This is a genomic window from Mesorhizobium sp. C120A (assembly GCF_030323105.1).
GTDB lineage: Bacteria > Pseudomonadota > Alphaproteobacteria > Rhizobiales > Rhizobiaceae > Mesorhizobium.
Genome location: NZ_CP100476.1, coordinates 6,263,167 through 6,280,759, shown reverse-complemented (window position 1 = coordinate 6,280,759; position 17,593 = coordinate 6,263,167). Strand labels below are relative to the sequence as shown.

The window sequence follows — 17,593 nt, the reverse complement described above, 5'->3', positions numbered from 1 at the left end:
GCGGCGGCGTTGATCGTTCGAACTTGCTGTTACTCAATGTCGCCCTGACATCGGCAAGTTCTGCTCCTAGATCGAAAGGGTTGGTTGCAAGTGATCACGGTGATAGTGCTAGTTGAGCTTGATCGAATAGGTCTCGAGCTCGTCGAAAGGTTCGAGTGCATGGTGCAGGCTGCCACGGAAGTAACTGAGTGCTACCTGACCACGGGCAGCGCCGATTTCGTTCTAGTTCTGGCTGTGGATGATCTCGAAGCCTTCAAGGCGTTTGTTAAGACGAAGCTAAATACCGATTCGAACGTGCGGAAATTTAAGAGCATGATCGCTCTTGACCGTGTCAAAATCAATCCAACACTATAACTTTCGCCGGATTGCGCTGACGTAAGAACGCACGCATCGCCAACCCGGCCAATCGCCTGGGATGAGCAAAGTGACCGCTTCACCTTGCCGACGCGACCGAGCGTGCGGTGACGTAATCCGGGGCAGCTTCTGGAGCCTTTTCACCGGCCGCCCCCGATACCTGCTCCTTGGGCGAGGGGAGGCAGGACTGCCAAGTGGAGCGGCAGAACAGCAGCGAGGTTCGGCGGCGGCAGAGGTTGAGAGCTCGTTCGATGCCGACCAGATTAAGGGCAAAACCGGGATCACTGATTGTTTTAAAGCGGCGCCTCCCTCGCACGGCTAAATGCCACTCGACGCAATCAATAGCGCAACAGATCTTACAATTCTTTTTACAGAAGCTTTGCGAACAAAACTCGCTGCCAATGCTACTTTCACCGAGCGGATCTCAGGCATCCCAGGCTACTCGAAAGTAATCCCGTCCGACAGGCAAGTCAGTTCTGACGAGTAGCGGCCGTGCCTTGCTAAAAGCAATCAATGCATCTGAGAGAAAGTAATATGGCAGCCCAAAAGTCCACGTATCCCGCACTTTCTGGAAGCGACCCGAGCGCGTCAACGAGAGAACTTCTCCAAGCGGCCGCCCATGGAGTTTGGAAACCGTACATGTACCACCAGATGTTCGATGGCGCAGACGCGACCCAGAACATTGCCGAGGATAGGCAGGAGCCAAGGACTCACTCCAGCGGCGCTCTTTGCTGCGGTACATTCGGCGAGTTGCTGCAAGGCCAGTTGCCGGCGGGCTCCTTTCTCCGGGATTCTCACTTCCTCGTCACGATGCCGATCGCGCTCTTTGCGAGGGCTCATTTCACGCCGATCGCGGGCACACGATCCGTGACTGTCTATCCATCTCACAAACTCAAAGCAAAACAGCTAGCTGAGAATCTCGTGAGTGCGCTCGGCGCCTCAGGAGGAATTCTGCTTTTGCAATCGGAACTCCCCGAAGGCAAAGGACTGGCAAGTTCGTCTGCGGATCTTGTTGCGGCTGCACGGTCAATCGCGCGCTGCTTCAAGCGCAGAATCCGCACGTCATTGATCGAGAAACTAATGGCGGAGATCGAGCCATCCGACGGAGTGATGTACCCAGGGGTGGTCGCATATCAGCAGCGAGCATGTCGCCTTCTCTCCTTCCTCGGACAAATGCCGCCGCTTGCAATCGTGGGCATCGATGAAGGAGGGACGGTGGAAACCGTTGACTATGATCAACGGCGAGGTGAGGTCTCCGCTAGCCAACGGGCAGAATATCAGGAATTACTCGACCGCGCACGGACAGCGATCCCGCAGGGTGACACGGTCATAATAGGCAAAATAGGTACGGCCAGCGCGCTCCTGCATCAGGAGCGGGCTCCAAAGGAGCACCTGAACTCGATGCTGAAAGCATCCGAGGCTACTGACGCTCTCGGGGTCATAGTCGCGCACAGCGGCACAATGAGTGGAATCCTGCTTGATCGAATGACGGCGGACTTTCCATGGAAGCTTCGGTCCGTGCTCGCCCATGTATCGGGGTTTAACGACTCGCCAAAAATATTTCTGACTATGTGACTGGTTGTCAGTGAGGTAGCAGGATGAACGCTCTCAGCAAACGCTTGCCCTTCTCCAGATACTCTGATGCCTATGTTCTTCCAAGCATCATACGGTGTGAGACAAATCTTTATGTTGCGCAGTTTGCGTTCATGAAGCTTCTTCCCGCGAAGTACATCATTGAACAAGCGATGGCCAGGGGGACTCTGACGCACGGCATGAAAGTTCTCGAGACTTCAAGCGGAACCTTCGCGCTGGGTTTAGCAGTAATTTGCCGGGAATATGGATTCCAACTTGAAATCTTCACAGACCCAGTGATGGACAAAGGCCTGGAAAACCGGTTGAACTCCTTGGGAGCCGAGGTCTGCATAATAACTGAAAAGGCGAAGCAGGGTGGTTATCAAAGAAGCCGTCTCGATGCGTTAGACGCTAGGATGAGACAGTTGGGCCACTCTTGTTTTTGGCCCCGGCAGTACAGAACACCCGACAACCCAGCAGCCTATGGGCTCTTCGCCGACCAAATAGCGGAGATGTTGGGGCCGGACGTAACGTTGGTCGGGTCTGTAGGGTCGGGCGGTTCTACTTGCGGAACGATAGAGCGACTCCGCCAAAAGGCGCCTAGCGCACGCCTGATCGGAGTGGACACCTTCAATAGCGTGATTTTTGGCCAGCCGGATGGCGAACGCAAACTGCGGGGGCTGGGGAACAGTCTTGTCCCCGAGAACGTGAAGCACGAACTGTATGACGAGGTGCATCTCATCTCGGCTTCGCTCGCATTGACTGCAACGCGACTCCTCCACGAGCGGCATGCCGTCTTCGCAGGTCCGACGTCCGGAGCGAGCTACATCGTGGGGCGGTGGCGCGCTCGGCATTATCCAGAAGAAACCGTGGTCGTCATTTGCCCGGATGAAGGCCATCGCTACGTCGAAGCTGTCTACGACCGCGAGTGGCTCAAGCAGAACGGATCTCTAAATGAAGCCGGTGTGCTGGAAGCGCCGGCGACCGAAAACCATCCGTCGACGGCTCTCCCGCCATGGAACCGATATCTTTGGAAGCGGAAAGCCCGGGAAGCTGTCTTAAGCGTTTGGAGCAAGTTTGATGAGCCGAGGTAGCTTCCTTTTCGTGGAGAGCAACACGACGGGCACTGGCGAACTATTATTGAAGCGGGCCCGAGCCCTGGGCTTCGAACCGTATCTCGTTGTACGCAATCGAGCGCGCTATCCGTTTTTAAAAGACTCCGCGGCGCCTCAAGTGATCGAAGCTGAAACGCGCAATCCGGATGACGTTATCGGGGTGGCCAGCAAAATAGGAAGGCTGAAGGGAATATACTCATCGTCCGATTATTTTGTGGAAACTGCGTCACGTGCCGCGACTGCAATGGGATTACCAGCAGCGAATCCAGAGGCCATGGTCACGTGCCGAAATAAATGGAAGCAAGCACTCCAGTTGCAGCGACAATCAATCGCAATTCCTGCAACTCGGCTGGCCACATCCATCACAGACGTTGAGGACATTCTTACCCAAGTCACTCTGCCAGTTGTCGTGAAGCCGGTGTCCGGCAGTGGTAGCAGCGGCGTGCGGTTGTGCGATAGTGCAGCAGCCGCGATCGAGGCGTTTAAGAGTGCAAAGGACGTATTGGTGGGTCAAGTGGATCTGGCCAGTCCCGACATCTTGATCCAGCAATATGTGGAGGGTAAGGAATACTCGGCAGAGATAATTACGTATGATGGGACGCTGCACTGCCTTGGAATTCTCGCCAAGCACAAAGGCCCGCCCCCTGCTTCGTTGAGGTGGGGCACGACTTCCCGGCCCCGCTCCCGGAATGGTCCCTCAAGGAACTGGCTTCTTTTGCCGCGGGCGCGGTATCGGCTCTGGGCTTGGAGTTAGGACCGGCTCATGTAGAGTTTGTGATATCCGAGCGGGGCCCCGTCATCATCGAGGTCAATCCCAGGCTGGCTGGAGGAATGATTCCAGTCATGCTCTCGCACGCCTTAGGCACGTCAATCCTTGACATGGTGATTAGACTTTACGCGGGAGAAGGGTTCACGCCTCCACGCGCGAGCGCAAGAGCAGGAGCCATCCGTTTCCGACTTGCTCACATACCCGGGAAGCTTAAACGCCTGGGCTTCTCTCGAGTTTCAGAGCCAGCAGTGGTCGAAGCGCGTCTTCTCAAATCTGAGGGGGAGGAAATTCAGATAAATGGCGACTTTAGAGACCGGGTAGCCTACGCCATAGGCTTCGCTGATGAACTCAATGTCGCCGCCGCAGCAGCTGAACGGATGATCGATTCCATTGTCATCGATATTGAGGCGGCTGCCTGCGAAGCGGACAAGCATGACGCGAGCGAGAGCAGGTGGACCCTGCATCCCGAAGCGATGCAGCTGCTCGCTCCGCCTATTCAACTCTCGCGCGACGGCCGCCTTCTGCAGCACCAGACGGCCATAGACGAAGCACATTTGGTCATGCTCGCGGATCAGGGCTTGGTCAGCGATGCAGCGGCTGCCGATCTCCTCAAGCACATCTTGGACCTCCAGAACGAGGGCTTTCAGTCTTTGGAGGGCCGTGATGCTCCGCGTGGCCTCTACCTTGCCTATGAGGCAGAACTTGCCGCGAGAGCTGGTCCTGAAAAGGCCGGCTGGCTGCACCTTGCGAGATCCCGCAACGACTTGAACGCGACTATTTCTCTCCTAGTCCTTCGGGAAGCTGCGTGTTCCATCTCGCAAGAACTAGGAACCGCACAAGATGCCCTCCTTCAGCGAGTCGAAGAGGCATCGAGACTTGTGGCTCCGTTGTACAGTCAGTACCAGATCGCGCTCCCTGGGTCGCCAGGACACTACCTGCTTGGCGTCTTCTTTGCTCTGGGGCGCGAGCGCCAGCGCCTCCATTGCCTGCTGGAAGACATCAGAAATTGCCCCATGGGGCGGGGGCGGGGGGGGGCACAAGTTTGCAGATAGATCCCTTGAAAACCGCAAGTCTTCTGGGTTTCGAACTGCCGTCTTTCAACTCACTTGATGCGGTCGCGAGCCGCGATCATCACCTGCAAGGGCTTTCAGTTTTCGCTAGCGTTTCAATCTTGCTCAGTCGTGTGGCCCAGGATCTGCAAGTTTGGACGACGCGGGAGTTCGCGCTCATCGACATTCCTCACAATCTTGCTGGCGGCTCTTCCATGCTCCCCCAAAAGAAGAACCCGTTTTTGCTTGAACACATCAAGGGATCGGCAAGCACCGTAATTGGCGCGTACGTTTCTGCGGCAACAGCTACCGGCAAAGCGCCTTTCAGCAACTCGATTGAAGCAAGCAACTACGGCTGCTCTCCCCTTAAGCTTTCAGAGGAGGCCCTGAAGAGGGCCATCGTCCTCGCATCGCTTATCGTGAAATACATGTCGTTCAGCGCGAAGTCCATGGGCGAACATCTGGCAGACGGGTCATCAATGACGGCCGTCGCCGCCGAACGAATGGCGTCGCTAGGCGTTCCTTTCAGGAAGGCCCACACTCTAATTGGCGAGATCGCGGAACGACTGTCACAGGATGGCTGCGTCGCGGAGCGCCGAAGCGAGCTGGCCAGCCACTTGGCCGATGTGTTGCCGGCGAGTCTTGAAGAGTGCAGGGACGCTCTGCAGTTTGGAGGAGGGCCTGGAAAAAGATCAACCGATAGCCAGTTCTCTGTGGCAAAAGCGCTGTTTCGGGACATGCAGCTCAAATGCGAGGACATACGTGAGCGCTGGGCGCGCGCTGAGATGCATCGCAAACAGAAGGTGAAAGAACACATTGATAAGTTCCATCCAATTGAAGGAGTGGAGTATATGGACAAAGTCTGACGGGCTTTCTGAGGGCTGGGACAGGGGTTGCGACCAGAGTGCGACCCGAATCGGTATTGAACGATGCCATGCCGCACACATGGCCGGATCAGCAAGGTCAGACGCAGGCACGCCCGCGCGATGCTGGTGGAAGCCGCTTGGGCAACCGCCGAGGCATCGGGTCCGTTACAGCGTTCTTCGTCTCGGACCAAGCGCCGCCATCGGCGTACGTCTCCGAATAATAGGTAGGCAAAGTCGCCCGAATGCTTGCGCGATTTTCCGGGCGGTCGTCTCGACGAAGTCGGGCAAGGCAGGGGCCAACGCGACGACTGTACCTGCCAGTTGGACTTCGTCGGCAATCGCATTGCAGGAATCGAGGCGCCGAGTTTCGTATGGAAATTACCAGCGACTCGACCTGGGTTGGCGCCGCGCGACACCAACGCCTATCAGTTAGCGTCTGCGACATTGATCGCGATGAGCTGAAGAATGCCGATGAGGTTTTCATCTCGTCTACAGCGGGCGGGATCATGCCGGTGACCAAGATTGACGAGACCGTTGTAAGCGAGGGCAAGGTTGGCACTTTGACTCGCCAGCTGACATACCTGTATTGGGAGAAGCATGCCGATCCGGCATGGTCGACCCCGGTTCCCAGCGCGGGGAGGGCTGTGCTACAGTCTGCTGACGGCGCTTGCATTTTTCATCTCTCGAACGAACTCGCCACACTTAGTCGGGGGGCCTGTATAAATCCGGAAGGGTGATCGCCTCGACGCAGTCAGCGCAGATTGAGGTCGGAGGACAGAAAGTGCTGAACTTCTGCGCCAACAACTAACTCGACCTCGTCGATATTGCCGACCTGCGAAAAGCGGTCCCCAAGCGCTCGACCGTTATGGCTAGAGTACCGTCTTGGTCAAGGAAGAGATGGAGACCATTTCCGGTCGTCTCTGATGAGAGCGTTTGCGAGAACGATGAGCTTTCTCATGATGGCAGTTATGGCAACTTTTGGAGGTTTGCCGCCTGCTCGGAGATTTTCGTATTTTGCCTTGAGAGGCTGATTGAAACGAGTGGCGAAAAGTGCGGGCATATAGAGTGCCTGCCTGAGCGTTTGCCGGCCGCCCTGGATGAAGCTCTTGCCCTTCCACAGGCCGGACTGGCGGTCGACGGGGGCAAGACCGACCAAGCTTGCGGCTTGGTTGTTTTCGAGTGCACCTAACTCCGGCATGTCAGCAACGAGGGCGAAGGCGGTCGCCTCGCCGGGCCCTGGAATACTGATGAGAATGTCGAAGCGGCGGCTGAGGCCAGCTTCGCTGGCGATCCGGATACGGCATTCGGCGTCGATCGCCACAATCTGGCCGGCGATCTGTTTCAACCGTTGCTTGGCCTGGCGCTTCAAGAGCGGGATGGTCAAAGACTTTTGCGGTTCAATGTGGCGGTGCAGTCTTTGATCAGCGCTCGTCGGGTGGCGACCAGTTCGCAAAGCGTATGATATCGCTGCGGATCGGTCGGATCTGTGGCGTCATCAGCGCGCCGAAGCGGGCGAGCATGACGGCGTCGATGCGATCGGTCTTGGAGAAGCGGCCGGCGGCCTTTGCGAAGGCACGCGTGTGCTGCGGGTTCATTTTTACCAACGGCAGCCCTTTTGCACCGAGCATGCGTTCGAGCAACCGATGGTAGGCACCCGTCGCCTCGTAGACGATGCGGGCGGGCGCAAGAGGCGCCAGCCAGCGGATCAGTTCGCGTAGACCGCTGGCGTCGTTGGCATATTGCCGCTCCGTCCCTTCCGGTAGGAGATGGACGTCGAGACGATCTTTCGAGATGTCGATTCCGAGTGTGCGTGGTATGATTGCGGTCATCTTTTCCGTGTCCCGTGCTTGTGATCCGGGCCGCTATGCCCGGCTATCCGTTCAGGCCTCATGGAAAAGAGAGGGGCGATCAAACTCTAACTCGGTCCATCACGACCGGCAGTTCATCGATCCCACCCCTCCCGCCGCCTGCGGGTGGTGAAGGCCCGCCGGCGGCAACCCACTTTGGCCTCGAAACGACGCAAAGTCATAAGACAAGCAGTTCGACGCCTTCGCCGCCGCGATGGCTGTCGACCTGGTCTGACGGAACTTCACCTGCAGGACGTTTCCAACCCTCGACGTGTGATCGATTGCATTCTTCTGTCAGGCCTTTGCTTGCGGCGTTTCCAGAAGCCACTGGCCGGTATGGTAATCCGCGGATCAGGTCCAAATCTCATCTGCGAGCACGTTGGCTCTTTGGCTCAAGCTGGTTTTCCTGATCCAGATCTGTTCGACCGGTGCGCCCATTCGGGTCGTCGCCTTCTCACGTCCCCTTCACCGACGCCAGGCGTATTCTCCATGCTGCTTGGCGTCAGTCGCCATATCTGTGCAAGCTTCGTCGCTAGGTTCTGCCGACTGTCTTGCGCTGCCATGCTGGGGCTTTCGAGGCGCTGGGCGGCGGGCACAGGCAAGAGCCATCTGGCCATTGCCGCGTATCATCTTGCGGTCGATCCCGCTCTCCCTGGCGATCGCCGACACCGACAGGCCCTGCCGATGTAGATCCAGTATCATCATCATCATCTCCCCGATCTTGATCACGGAAATCACTCTCCCGATCATCAAGGAGAAGCATCAACGATTACGCGCCGCCGGTCTCCCGAAGCGCGCTCCGGAAGACCGCCGGCAGCCACGGCATGATGGCATCCCATTATGGCGTCGGCGTTCTTCCGGCACGGCCGCACGGCCGAAGGACGAGTCGAAAGTCGAGAACGGCGTGCGTTTCGCCCAGTCATGCATTCTGGGGCTGGCTGCGCACCTGATCTTCTTCTCGCTGGCCGAGGCCAATGCCGCCATTCGCCAGGCACTCGATCGTATCAATGATCACGTCATGCGCCGGCTGGGCGTCAGTCGCCGGCGGGTTGCGCTGGACACTCCCACGCGAACCGCGCCGCCTCGGCCGACTGAAGACACCTCTTTGCGAGATCAATGGAACAAAAATTGAGCGCCTGACACACTTTCAGGCGCACATAATATTAAACAAGTAAATCGTCAGTTTCCACAAATGTGTCTGGCGTGACAAGAAAATACATCATATTTATGTTGTTGTAAACCCTTCTACCGACATAACGAAACCCGATCTTCAAGTTTTTCAATCGCGAACGCGTGTTCGTTGGAAGAATAAAGGCTGTGACTCTCTCAAGTTTTAAATGCCCGAAAGCAAAGTTTATCACGGCCCGTCCGGCCTCGACTGCGATCCCCTGTTCAGAGGCCGCAAGGTGGAGGCGGGTGACGAGTTCTATGTTATTTGGATCTTCGGGTAGACGCGGGCCGGTGCACCTCAATCCACAATAGCCAGCGAATTTCTGGCTTGGCCTCCATCTTTGACGAACACCATCCATAAGCCGAAACCATTGCGCTGCCAATGATTGATGAACTGAAGCAGTTCAGCTTTCGACTGCTCTATCGTCGGATAGAATCCAATCACGGCGTTTACCACGAACGGATCGCTATGAAGTCCATGTACAAGAAGCTCGTCGCTATCCGACGGTGGCCTTAGGATTAGGCGTGGCGTTTCAAGCATGTGCATGAGAAGTTTCCTCTTCTGAGCCTGCACTTTCAATCGGGCGGCACATACAACAACGATGGCTATGATCCCCTAGAATGCGCGTTCCTTGGATAAAAGTTTCTTGAATTCTCTGCAATGAACGTGTTTCGGGAATGTTGAGATCGTCGTGAGGGAATGGGAGGGTTTGCGGTCGAGGTCAGTGGGGTTGCTTTGGGGCGTCTGCGCACCGTCTGTCAATATCGCGAGTTGCGGGATGCGACTGAGGACAATGCGCAGGTCCGCCGGTATGTCGGCAGGTGGAAAGGCAGATTTGGGTTTTCATCGCGACCACACGCGGCGATCTTGATGAGGCGCGGTCGCAGCGGGTCGAATTGGGCTGCTGCGGAGCTCGAGCAATTCGTTATTGCGGCGTGCAGCACACATAGCCAGTAGGCAGCGCCGGCATGTGAACAGCCGGAACTGGTGAGCCGTCGCTCTTGTGCAGTACAGCCCACGAAAAGCGCAACGTCCGGTTGCGATCGATGCGTCTTCGGCCTAGCGGATGCCGGTTCCGAAATACCGCGTGTGGGCTACATTGAGAATTCGATTGATCAAGTTCGAGAAACTGTATCCAGCGGTCGTCGCGGCCAGGACATAAACGCAGGACATGCTGACGCCGGCCATCGAGTTAATCTCCAGAACAAACGGTTGGCCGGAGCGATCGATCCGGAGATCGACGCGAGCGTAATCCCGGCAGTGGCAGGCACGGAAGCTCGCAACAGAAATATCTCGCAGTACCGCCGCAAGTGTGCTCTCGACCTGCGCCGGGCAAATCCTCCGCAGCGATTCGGCCGCGATATGCTTCACTTCCCAAGTCACCAGGCGCATTTCACGGTCGCCGAAGTCATACTCCACCAGAGGCAAGACCTCAAGCTCTCCGTTACCGAGCAGCGCGACGGTGATTTCCCGCCCCTCGATGTATTCTTCTACGAGCGCATCCTGCGCATACTGCGTGACGACCGCATCTATGGCTTGCTCCAACTGAGCAGGCTCATGGACGAGCTGCAACCCGAAGCTGGTGGTTTCATGACGGGGTTTCACTACCACCGGGAATCTCAGGTCGTCAGTGCCTGCGGTGCCGCGACGCATCACGCGAAAATTCGGGGTAGGCACGCCGGCATCGCGCATGAGCCTCTTGGTGATGGCCTTGTCGAGCGCCAGCCCATGCCCGAGAGGGCTCGATCCGGTATATGGGATGCCCGCCATCTCAAGCATGGCCGGAACGTGAGCGTAACGGCATTCGCCTTGAATTCCGAGTGCCATGTTGAAGACCATTCCCGAGGGCTGGGCTTGTGGATCGGGTGGCATGAACCGCTCGAGTGTAGCGAGCAGTCCCTTATCACCTTCGCACAGCAGCGTCTCGTGGCCGCCCTCTCGCAGCGCCTCCGCGACGCTTTCAACCGCCTCGCGGCCATATTCCTCCCAACAAGGCTGACCGAACCGGTTGATCACGCCCGTACGATCATGGTCCCAAACGACGGCTACCCGCATGAGTTACTCCCTTGCATTTTTCCCTCTGTCACGTTCATCGCCCCGTTGGCCGAAGACAACAGCTCGTCGAGAGTGCTCGCCCAGCATTAAGGCCGGCCAAGCAGCGAGTGGGTTTTGTTCTAGGCATATCATCCGGCTGTCCGGTGCTATCGGTTGCGAGCTTCGTCACGCTACGCCAGAGCCGAAAATGAATTGCCGCGCTAAGCCCTCGAAATCGCCCCCACCTGCATGAATGAACCGCGGCTTGCCAGATCTTCGCCGGTGATGGAACCGCCCCCAACACATATCGGCTGAGATCGGCTTGGCAATTCTCCCGGGTTAGAAGCCCGCGATGCCGATAAGGGCCTGCCGGCGAAGCGTAGCGGCGAACTCCGGATCGCGAAACATCCCGCAGATGTTCGGCGACTGATCCTTGTGCAAGAACAAGTCCTTGGTTGCCGGTGAGCGCAGATAATTCATCACTCTCTGGGTTTGTTGGTGATGCAATCGCGCGACCGGGCGGCCGCCTCCCACGGCGCCGGTAGCCGATCTCATTACTCTTGTATGGCGGAGCAAGCCATAATTCCTCCACACGTGGTCGAACGCCGCTGGAGTGGATGGAACCGTGCAGGCGCGATGCCCCACCCGCTGCTCGCCGGCTTTGATCGAAGTGACCGCGGGCGCACGGGAATATGCCTGCGTTCAACTGTCCGCGGAGCGGACCAGCGATACTTTCTGCCCGTTCAGCCCCGATGCACTGGACTCTGAGACGCAAAGTTTCGAGGCCGCGGTAGCCGCGGCGATTGCATTTGCGCAGGCATGAAGGATGTTTCCGCCCGGCTTCGGTGCGGATCGGGAAAGCCGTCACCACCGCCTGATGGCGCTGCCCCACAGACACGCCTAGCCCCTGGTGTACGGTGGTCAGCATTCCACGCCTTTCGGTCTCATGCTTCGGGCAAATCGTCCAACCAGCATGCACCCTCAAGGTGCGGCCGGGAAAAGATCCTTCCGATCTTTTCGGAAGTCTTGTTTTGATGGTAGCGCATATACAGCCGGTCGTCGGCTCCAAGGTCGAGGATCTCGATCTTTCCTGTATAATGAGACATGATGTATTTGAATGTTTTTTCATTGCCGCTGAGACGTTGGTTGATGCCACGCGCAACCTCTATTCCGCGGCGCAGCGGAAGCTGGAAATGCGATGCCCCTCTCACCGGCCTGCTCTGAAAGAGGTAATAAGGGCGGACGCCCATTTGATGACACTTGGCAAAGGTCGCAGCCAAGATCTTGGGATCATCATTGACCTTCGCAAGGAGAACGGACTGGTTGAGGAACTGTACTTCCTGTGCACGCAACAATCGAATGTTGCACTCTGCATCAACCGAGATTTCTCCGATGTGGTCGAAGTGTGTGACGATGACGGCGGTCTTCCCCGCTTTGTGGATCCGTTGGAACAAAGCCGGTAGAGCGGGATCCTCGAACCGCTTGGGCTCATAAGCCAATGTTTTTGTGCCGAATCGGATCGTTTCCAGGTGTGAGATCGGCAGCAAATAGTCCAGAATTTTGTCGAGCTTAGCTGTGCTCAGCACGAATGGGTCGCCCCCCGACAACAGCACGTTAGTCATCTCAGGGTGATCGCCTATATATCCGGCAACTTGAGCGAAATCATGTACAATCTCATCCGAGTCCTTGCCGACCAACCGTTTCCGGAAGCAAAAGCGGCAATATGAAACGCAGCGGTCTGTTACCAGTAACAACCCAGTCGGAGGGTATTTATGCTGAAGCCCAGGCATTACTGTGTTGTCATGCTCGCCGCTCGTATCCAGACTGCCGCGATTTTCGAGCTCTTGTGATGACGGTTCCACAATGTATTTTAGCTGGTCATAATAACCGCTCTTGATGATCTGCTCACGATAGAATTTCGTGACATGATAACGCGTGATACTGTTGGCTTGTAGCTCATTCTCTGCGACGACACGCCTCCCTTCGATGAGATTCATCGCCCTAGCCTCGGAGCTGCGGGTGCGAGTTGGCGGACTATAGTCGCAGCAAGGAGGCCCGATGCGCCGATGTCGCCCGCATGCTTAATTCCATGATAGCTTGGCGGCACTGAGCTCAGCGAGATAGCTTCTCTCGCGTGGTTTTGGATCATTCGAACCAGTTTCATTTAGATTCCTCGGCCGAGACTGCTAATGGGTAGGGTTCTAACGGAACCCTCGCCTTGTCAGAGGCAATACGCATGCCAGGACTGTAGAAGCAGGTCTCCCGCCGTGCCGACGGAATAGTGGCGCCTCAGTGTGTAGGGTTCCGAACATAGATGTGTTGAGCTAGCCACACCTGAACACAGAGGAACAGGACCTTTCAATGAACAGGATCGCTTCCGTAGATCAGCTTGGTGAGATTGCGTCCCACCTTTTGAAGGCAACCCAGCCGCAGCAGCCCCTCAAACATCGGGTCAGCGCGGCATAAAGATGCCGATCTGAAGCTGGTCTGAGAGCCAAGCCCGAGCCGTCGCTGGTTCCCCGTCAGGCAGCAATGCGATGGTCTTTCGCCGCTCCAGATCGCAGATGAGGGTTCCATAGCGCTGGTTGCGTCGCCACGCCCAGTCGTCGATCCCGATCACGGCTGGTGGAACGAAGGGCTACCGCGCCGCCGCACAACGCGCAGCAGGGTGTCGTTGCTCACTGGCAGCGTCAGCCTCTGGGCGAAGCCCGCTGCCGGGCGCCCGCCCAGAACAAGCAGATGATGATGGACAATATCTCGTCGAGGCAAGCGGTTCGCCGCGCCCATGGCCCCAAGACGCCCCTCGTCAAAACGCTCGGCGAAGATTCGCCGGCCGCACAGAACCGCTTCGCAGTGAACCGGCGCACCAGAACGACCAGCCGTACAGGCTTTTCAGCCAACGGCAGATCTGCCAAGCGCTGCTGATACCGGCTGTGGATCCGCTCCGATCTCGTTCCGCAGCCCGGACAGGCACTCGCCAGAGAACGAACTATGATGAAAGTCGCCTTGGCCTCAAGGGCAACATCATCAACGACAAAGCCGCGAGGGACGAGGGTCGAAAGTCGGAGGGCCTGGCATGCCGATTGACACGAAGAGCGGGTCAGCGAGGTCCGGAACCACTGCTGCGCGGCGAGGAGACCTCGGTCCGAAGGGAAGAGACATGTGGATTATGTCGCGCTCCGCCACTCGCAGCTCGTAACCTGTCGGGCCGGCTTCATAGCAGAAGTGGAGGACAGCTCCTCGCTTCCCCAATTTTTCCATGATGTTCGCCACTGAGGTCGGATCCGAGGCTATATCCCCATAAAACCTTACTTCACAGCCCCGCTCACCGTCTGCGATGGCCACAGAAATCTTCAACTTCGAGACGTCCAAACCGACAAAAAGCCTGTTATTCTGATCCATGGTTCACCCTCTCTAGGCTTGGGGCTCGGCTTCGGCCAATCCGAAGCAACCCCGATCTCAGCTTATCGCGGGGGTGAGCCACCTTCACTCCGAGAACGTACGGTCTGAGCAAGTCGACCAGGCTTGTGGCCCTGCACTCGCCGGCGGTTGACAAGATCAGCCTCCATCGCCTGCAAGGAGGTGACACCGAAGCGCTTATGGCTCTTTAACACCGGCGCGAACAGGCGCAGGCCGCCTTGACGCGTCCGGTTCGGGTAATGTCGTGCTACGAGGGCGGCTACGACGGTTTCTGGCTGCATCGTTTCCTGTGCGACGGCGGCCTCGACAATCAGGTTCTGGACGCCGCCAGCATCCTGGTCGACCGCCGAACCGCCGCGGCGGGGCTGCTGCGCACGCTCATGGAGCTGGAACGTGGCGAGCCCGAGGGTCTGCCGAGTTGTGCGAGTGCCGAGCCTCGAGCAGGAGAACGATCGCCGTCGCAGCCGGGAACGGGCTTGGCTCGTCAACGAACGCGGCCAGCATTCGAGCCGCGTCAAGGGGCTCTTGATAACCCAGGGCATCCGCGACTTCAAGACAGCCAGACGGGACTGGCGTGAGCAGCTCGAGACGCTGCGCCCGGCTGACGGGCGGGTGTGAGGAATAGAAAATGATAAGGCCTTCTCTGCTTGGAGTGCACGATGTGAGCGCAGTAACGTAAGCCGAGTGCTCTACCGGCATCAGAAGGTAAATGTGTGAGTTTCTGTCAAGGAACTGACCCTTTTGAAACGCGATCTGCGTGTACCCGAGGGTTTTGAATAATTTTGCGTCAACAACTCCTCTAGAATTAACCCGTGAGCCGAATACGCGCTGAGCGCTTCGCGCGGTCGGCGCTAATAGGTTACGCCGAGACAGCGAGTGAGATGCGACGATGAAAGAAATAAATTTACCCGTACCCAGCCCGATGCATAACGAACGCGAAGTTACCGCCGATAAGGCGACGCTCGCGCCGACAGACGTCCAGGCTGTCTTCCGAGAAATCGTCGCGGTCCAGCACGATGCGTCGGTTGAGATGTTACGGGAGTGGATTGCCCTTCCAACCCTAGCTCAAGAACGCTTAAATGTGTCGGAGGGAGCCGAGCATATGGCGACCCTTCTCAAAGAATCGGGCTTTCAACGCGTCAAGATAGTGCCGACCAACGGCTTGCCGGGTGTCTTCGGTACTCTTGACGCCGGTGCTTCAAAATGGCTCGGCATCTACTTCATGTACGATGTGATGCCTTTCGACACTTCCAAATGGTCCTCGCCACCTCTCGAGGGCCGCATTGTCCACAAGCCGAGCATTGGCAAAGTGTTGATAGGGCGCGGCGCAGAAAACCAAAAAGGTCCCCAAGCCGCCTTCCTGGCCGCAATTCGTGCTGTTCTGACATCGGGCCGCAAGTTGCCCGTCAACATCGCCCTCGTCGCTGAGGGAGAGGAGGAGATCGGATCACCTAATTTTCGTCAGGTGACGGAGGAGCCAGAAGTGCTGGCCGCGCTACGCAAATGCATCGGCGTAGTGGTCCCCGAACTTACCCAGACGAGCAGCGGAAGCGTTTCAGTGGTACTGGGCTCGAAAGGCACAGTAGAATTTCAGCTTATCGCAAGCGGCGAGCGTTGGGGACGTGGGCCCACCGTTGACATTCATTCAATGGAAGCTCCCCGAGTTGACAGTCCAGCATGGCATTTGATCAAGGCGCTGACGACTCTTGTGGAGGCCGATGGACACACGCCCGCGATCGACGGTTGGTTCGAAAATGTGAAGCCACTGACCGATCGGCAGCGCGACCTCATCTCGCAAACCGCCCGTATTACGAGCGAAGAAGACGCGATGACGAGCCGCGGGATTAAGCACTGGTTCAATGATGAAGACTATCGCGCCGGTCTCGAACGCCTCGCATCGCAGCCGACGATCAATCTACAAGGCCTGATCGCCGGATATACTGGACCCGGCGGGATGTCGATCTTGCCCGCGCGAGCCGAAGCGAAGTTTGATCTCCGTCTTGTTCCTGATCAAACGACGGGTGAACTACTGTCTAAGCTGAACACGCACCTCCGAACGCACGGCTTCGGTGATATCGAAGTGAACGTTACGGGTGGCTACGATCCCACCGAAATAGATGAGGATACTGCGATTATCAGGGCACAGCGCGCGGTACTCACACGCGTAGGCGTCGAACATACGCTTGTGCCGAGGGCTCCCGGCTCCTGGCCCGGGGTGATTTTCACCGCTCGGCCGCTGAACGTGCCAGCTTGTGGTTTCGGCCTAGGTCGAGGTGGGAATCTTCACGCGCCGGATGAGTTTATAATCGTTGAAAGCACAGATCCGAAGGTAGCTGGATTCGACGAAGCTACAATTGGCTTTATCGAGTATCTGTATCAAATCGCATGCGAGGAATAAGCAGCCTTTTCGTTGCCGCATGCCGGAGCCTCCTTATCGATCAGAGCGAACTTGCTCCTGTCGTGCTACCGGTGTTGGAAGCTTGGCGCAGCATTCGCATCCGTGCCGTCGAGCTTGGGCGCCAGCTTGTCGCAGATGCACGTCAAAGCCAAGCAATGCAGCATACGCATGTGGATCCCGGCGCCATTACCGCAAGATCCGGGCAACTTCAAGAAGTCCGCTCTGTTGCCGCTTGGATCGGCCTGACAACCGCCGCTACCAATCGGGAGAAGTCGATTATGACGGCCATATATCCTCACGCGTGTGCTAACAATTCGTGGCCGACCCCGGAGAAGTTCCACCTCCCAGCGGCGTCGTTTGAAATGCCAGGGCTTTGCGGCGCCATAAGACGGGCGCCCTGAACTGGGGCGGCTGCGAATTCTCTCGGTCGGCGGGTCGAGATTGATTTGATTATTTCAATTTTCATGGCAAACTGCAATGATCTTAGCGCAACCACCCGCGATTATTGAAGTTGCAATCAAAGCAGACATTATTCCATGGATGACCTAGATCGAAGGATCCTTACGGCTCTACAAAAGAACAACCGGCTCTCTTTTGCCGAATTGGCGGAATTAGTTGGTTCTTCGGCGGCATCATGCATGCGTCGAGTGAACAAGCTGCGTTCGGATGGCGTGATCGTTGCGGACATCTCGCTGGTGGATCCGAAAGCTGTCGGCAAATCGCTCACCGTTGTTGTCACGGTTGAGCTGGACAGGGAGCGTCTTGACCTCGTCGACGATTTCAAGCGCGCGATGCGCGCGGCCAAAGAGATTACCCAGTGCTACATGGTTACGGGCGACGCCGACTTTGTCCTGATCGTGGCCGTTGAGGACGTCGAGGCCTTTGACGTCTTCGTCAAGACAAAGCTCTATACGAACCCCAATGTCCGAAAATTCAAGAGCATGATTTCGCTTGATCGCGTCAAGTTCGAGCCCCGGGTAACGGTCTAGAGCGGGATG

At 57.2% G+C, this 17,593-nt stretch carries 14 protein-coding genes and 5 pseudogenes; 11 read left to right on the top strand and 8 right to left on the bottom strand.

The features are described 5' to 3' along the window. The first annotated feature begins 90 nt into the window (after positions 1–90). The 6 genes and pseudogenes from NL532_RS30475 to NL532_RS30440 all read left to right on the top strand — a co-directional run. Positions 91–354, top strand: coding sequence for an Lrp/AsnC ligand binding domain-containing protein (locus NL532_RS30475; protein ID WP_196813882.1), 264 nt, complete (start codon positions 91–93; stop codon positions 352–354). Between the two features lie 639 nt (positions 355–993). Further along, positions 994–1,929, top strand: coding sequence for a GHMP family kinase ATP-binding protein (locus NL532_RS30470; protein ID WP_245270360.1), 936 nt, complete (start codon positions 994–996; stop codon positions 1,927–1,929). A 23-nt stretch (positions 1,930–1,952) separates the two neighbouring features. Beyond that, on the top strand, positions 1,953–3,020 hold the full coding sequence (locus NL532_RS30465) for a cysteine synthase family protein (protein WP_023829730.1): 1,068 nt from the start codon (positions 1,953–1,955) through the stop codon (positions 3,018–3,020). Further along, a complete protein-coding gene (locus tag NL532_RS30460) occupies positions 3,007–3,795 on the top strand; it encodes an ATP-grasp domain-containing protein (protein WP_286487853.1) in 789 nt (262 codons plus the stop codon). The genes NL532_RS30465 and NL532_RS30460 overlap by 14 nt, the downstream gene beginning before the upstream one ends. Beyond that, positions 3,699–5,725: pseudogene (locus tag NL532_RS32340) on the top strand (lyase family protein). The gene NL532_RS30460 and the pseudogene NL532_RS32340 overlap by 97 nt, the downstream one beginning before the upstream one ends. A 671-nt stretch (positions 5,726–6,396) precedes the next feature. Next, a pseudogene (locus tag NL532_RS30440) lies at positions 6,397–6,595 on the top strand (glycine C-acetyltransferase); the annotation flags it as partial. Between the two features lie 16 nt (positions 6,596–6,611). On the opposite strand, the pseudogene NL532_RS30435 reads toward NL532_RS30440, so the two are convergent. Next, positions 6,612–7,554: pseudogene (locus NL532_RS30435) on the bottom strand (IS110 family RNA-guided transposase). A gap of 634 nt (positions 7,555–8,188) precedes the next feature. Here NL532_RS30435 and NL532_RS30430 point away from each other — a divergent pair. After that, on the top strand, positions 8,189–8,704 hold the full coding sequence (locus NL532_RS30430; RefSeq protein ID WP_196813881.1) for a hypothetical protein: 516 nt from the start codon (positions 8,189–8,191) through the stop codon (positions 8,702–8,704). Positions 8,705–8,735: 31 nt separating this feature from the next. Here the strand turns inward: NL532_RS30430 and NL532_RS32335 are convergent, their stop codons facing one another. The 7 genes and pseudogenes from NL532_RS32335 to NL532_RS30400 all read right to left on the bottom strand — a co-directional run. Next, positions 8,736–9,101 carry a GNAT family N-acetyltransferase gene (locus NL532_RS32335; RefSeq protein ID WP_353654646.1) on the bottom strand — a complete coding sequence of 122 codons (366 nt, stop codon included), beginning with the start codon at positions 9,099–9,101 and terminating at the stop codon, positions 8,736–8,738. Continuing rightward, a complete protein-coding gene (locus NL532_RS30425; protein ID WP_286487850.1) occupies positions 9,041–9,289 on the bottom strand; it encodes a GNAT family N-acetyltransferase in 249 nt (82 codons plus the stop codon). Before NL532_RS30425 ends, NL532_RS32335 begins: the two co-directional genes overlap by 61 nt. A gap of 513 nt (positions 9,290–9,802) precedes the next feature. Then, positions 9,803–10,798: a D-alanine--D-alanine ligase family protein gene (locus NL532_RS30420; RefSeq protein ID WP_023829724.1), complete on the bottom strand. Its 996-nt coding sequence runs from the start codon at positions 10,796–10,798 to the stop codon at positions 9,803–9,805. A 318-nt stretch (positions 10,799–11,116) separates the two neighbouring features. Then, complete coding sequence (locus NL532_RS30415; RefSeq protein ID WP_196813880.1) at positions 11,117–11,422, bottom strand: gamma-glutamyltransferase; 306 nt, start codon at positions 11,420–11,422, stop codon at positions 11,117–11,119. A 299-nt stretch (positions 11,423–11,721) separates the two neighbouring features. After that, entirely contained in the window at positions 11,722–12,774 is a 1,053-nt protein-coding gene (locus NL532_RS30410) for a KamA family radical SAM protein (RefSeq protein WP_023829722.1), read from the bottom strand. Positions 12,775–13,467: 693 nt separating this feature from the next. After that, a complete protein-coding gene (locus tag NL532_RS30405; RefSeq protein WP_245270370.1) occupies positions 13,468–13,716 on the bottom strand; it encodes a hypothetical protein in 249 nt (82 codons plus the stop codon). Positions 13,717–13,966: 250 nt separating this feature from the next. Further along, positions 13,967–14,179: pseudogene (locus NL532_RS30400) on the bottom strand (IS110 family transposase); the annotation flags it as partial. 444 nt (positions 14,180–14,623) lie between these two features. Between NL532_RS30400 and NL532_RS30395 the strand changes: the two are divergent. The 4 genes and pseudogenes from NL532_RS30395 (at position 14,624) to NL532_RS30380 (ending at position 17,584) form a co-directional block, all read left to right on the top strand. Further along, entirely contained in the window at positions 14,624–14,815 is a 192-nt protein-coding gene (locus NL532_RS30395; RefSeq protein WP_023829720.1) for a hypothetical protein, read from the top strand. Positions 14,816–15,086: 271 nt separating this feature from the next. After that, complete coding sequence (locus tag NL532_RS30390; RefSeq protein WP_155923861.1) at positions 15,087–16,595, top strand: M20/M25/M40 family metallo-hydrolase; 1,509 nt, start codon at positions 15,087–15,089, stop codon at positions 16,593–16,595. Then, positions 16,571–16,896: pseudogene (locus tag NL532_RS32480) on the top strand (IS110 family transposase); the annotation flags it as partial. The gene NL532_RS30390 and the pseudogene NL532_RS32480, both read left to right, overlap by 25 nt. A gap of 235 nt (positions 16,897–17,131) precedes the next feature. After that, positions 17,132–17,584, top strand: coding sequence for an Lrp/AsnC family transcriptional regulator (locus NL532_RS30380; RefSeq protein ID WP_023829718.1), 453 nt, complete (start codon positions 17,132–17,134; stop codon positions 17,582–17,584). The last annotated feature ends 9 nt before the right edge of the window (positions 17,585–17,593 follow it).

Bases quoted from the DNA above. Each gene is read 5' to 3' on its own strand.
- NL532_RS30410 (WP_023829722.1), bottom strand. From the start codon at position 12,774: ATGAATCTCATCGAAGGGAGGCGTGTCGTCGCAGAGAATGAGCTACAA.
- NL532_RS30460 (WP_286487853.1), top strand. From the start codon at position 3,007: ATGAGCCGAGGTAGCTTCCTTTTCGTGGAGAGCAACACGACGGGCACT.
- NL532_RS30390 (WP_155923861.1), top strand. From the start codon at position 15,087: ATGAAAGAAATAAATTTACCCGTACCCAGCCCGATGCATAACGAACGC.
- NL532_RS32335 (WP_353654646.1), bottom strand. From the start codon at position 9,101: ATGGATGGTGTTCGTCAAAGATGGAGGCCAAGCCAGAAATTCGCTGGC.
- NL532_RS30380 (WP_023829718.1), top strand. From the start codon at position 17,132: ATGGATGACCTAGATCGAAGGATCCTTACGGCTCTACAAAAGAACAAC.
- NL532_RS30425 (WP_286487850.1), bottom strand. From the start codon at position 9,289: ATGCACATGCTTGAAACGCCACGCCTAATCCTAAGGCCACCGTCGGAT.
- NL532_RS30420 (WP_023829724.1), bottom strand. From the start codon at position 10,798: ATGCGGGTAGCCGTCGTTTGGGACCATGATCGTACGGGCGTGATCAAC.
- NL532_RS30470 (WP_245270360.1), top strand. From the start codon at position 994: ATGTACCACCAGATGTTCGATGGCGCAGACGCGACCCAGAACATTGCC.
- NL532_RS30465 (WP_023829730.1), top strand. From the start codon at position 1,953: ATGAACGCTCTCAGCAAACGCTTGCCCTTCTCCAGATACTCTGATGCC.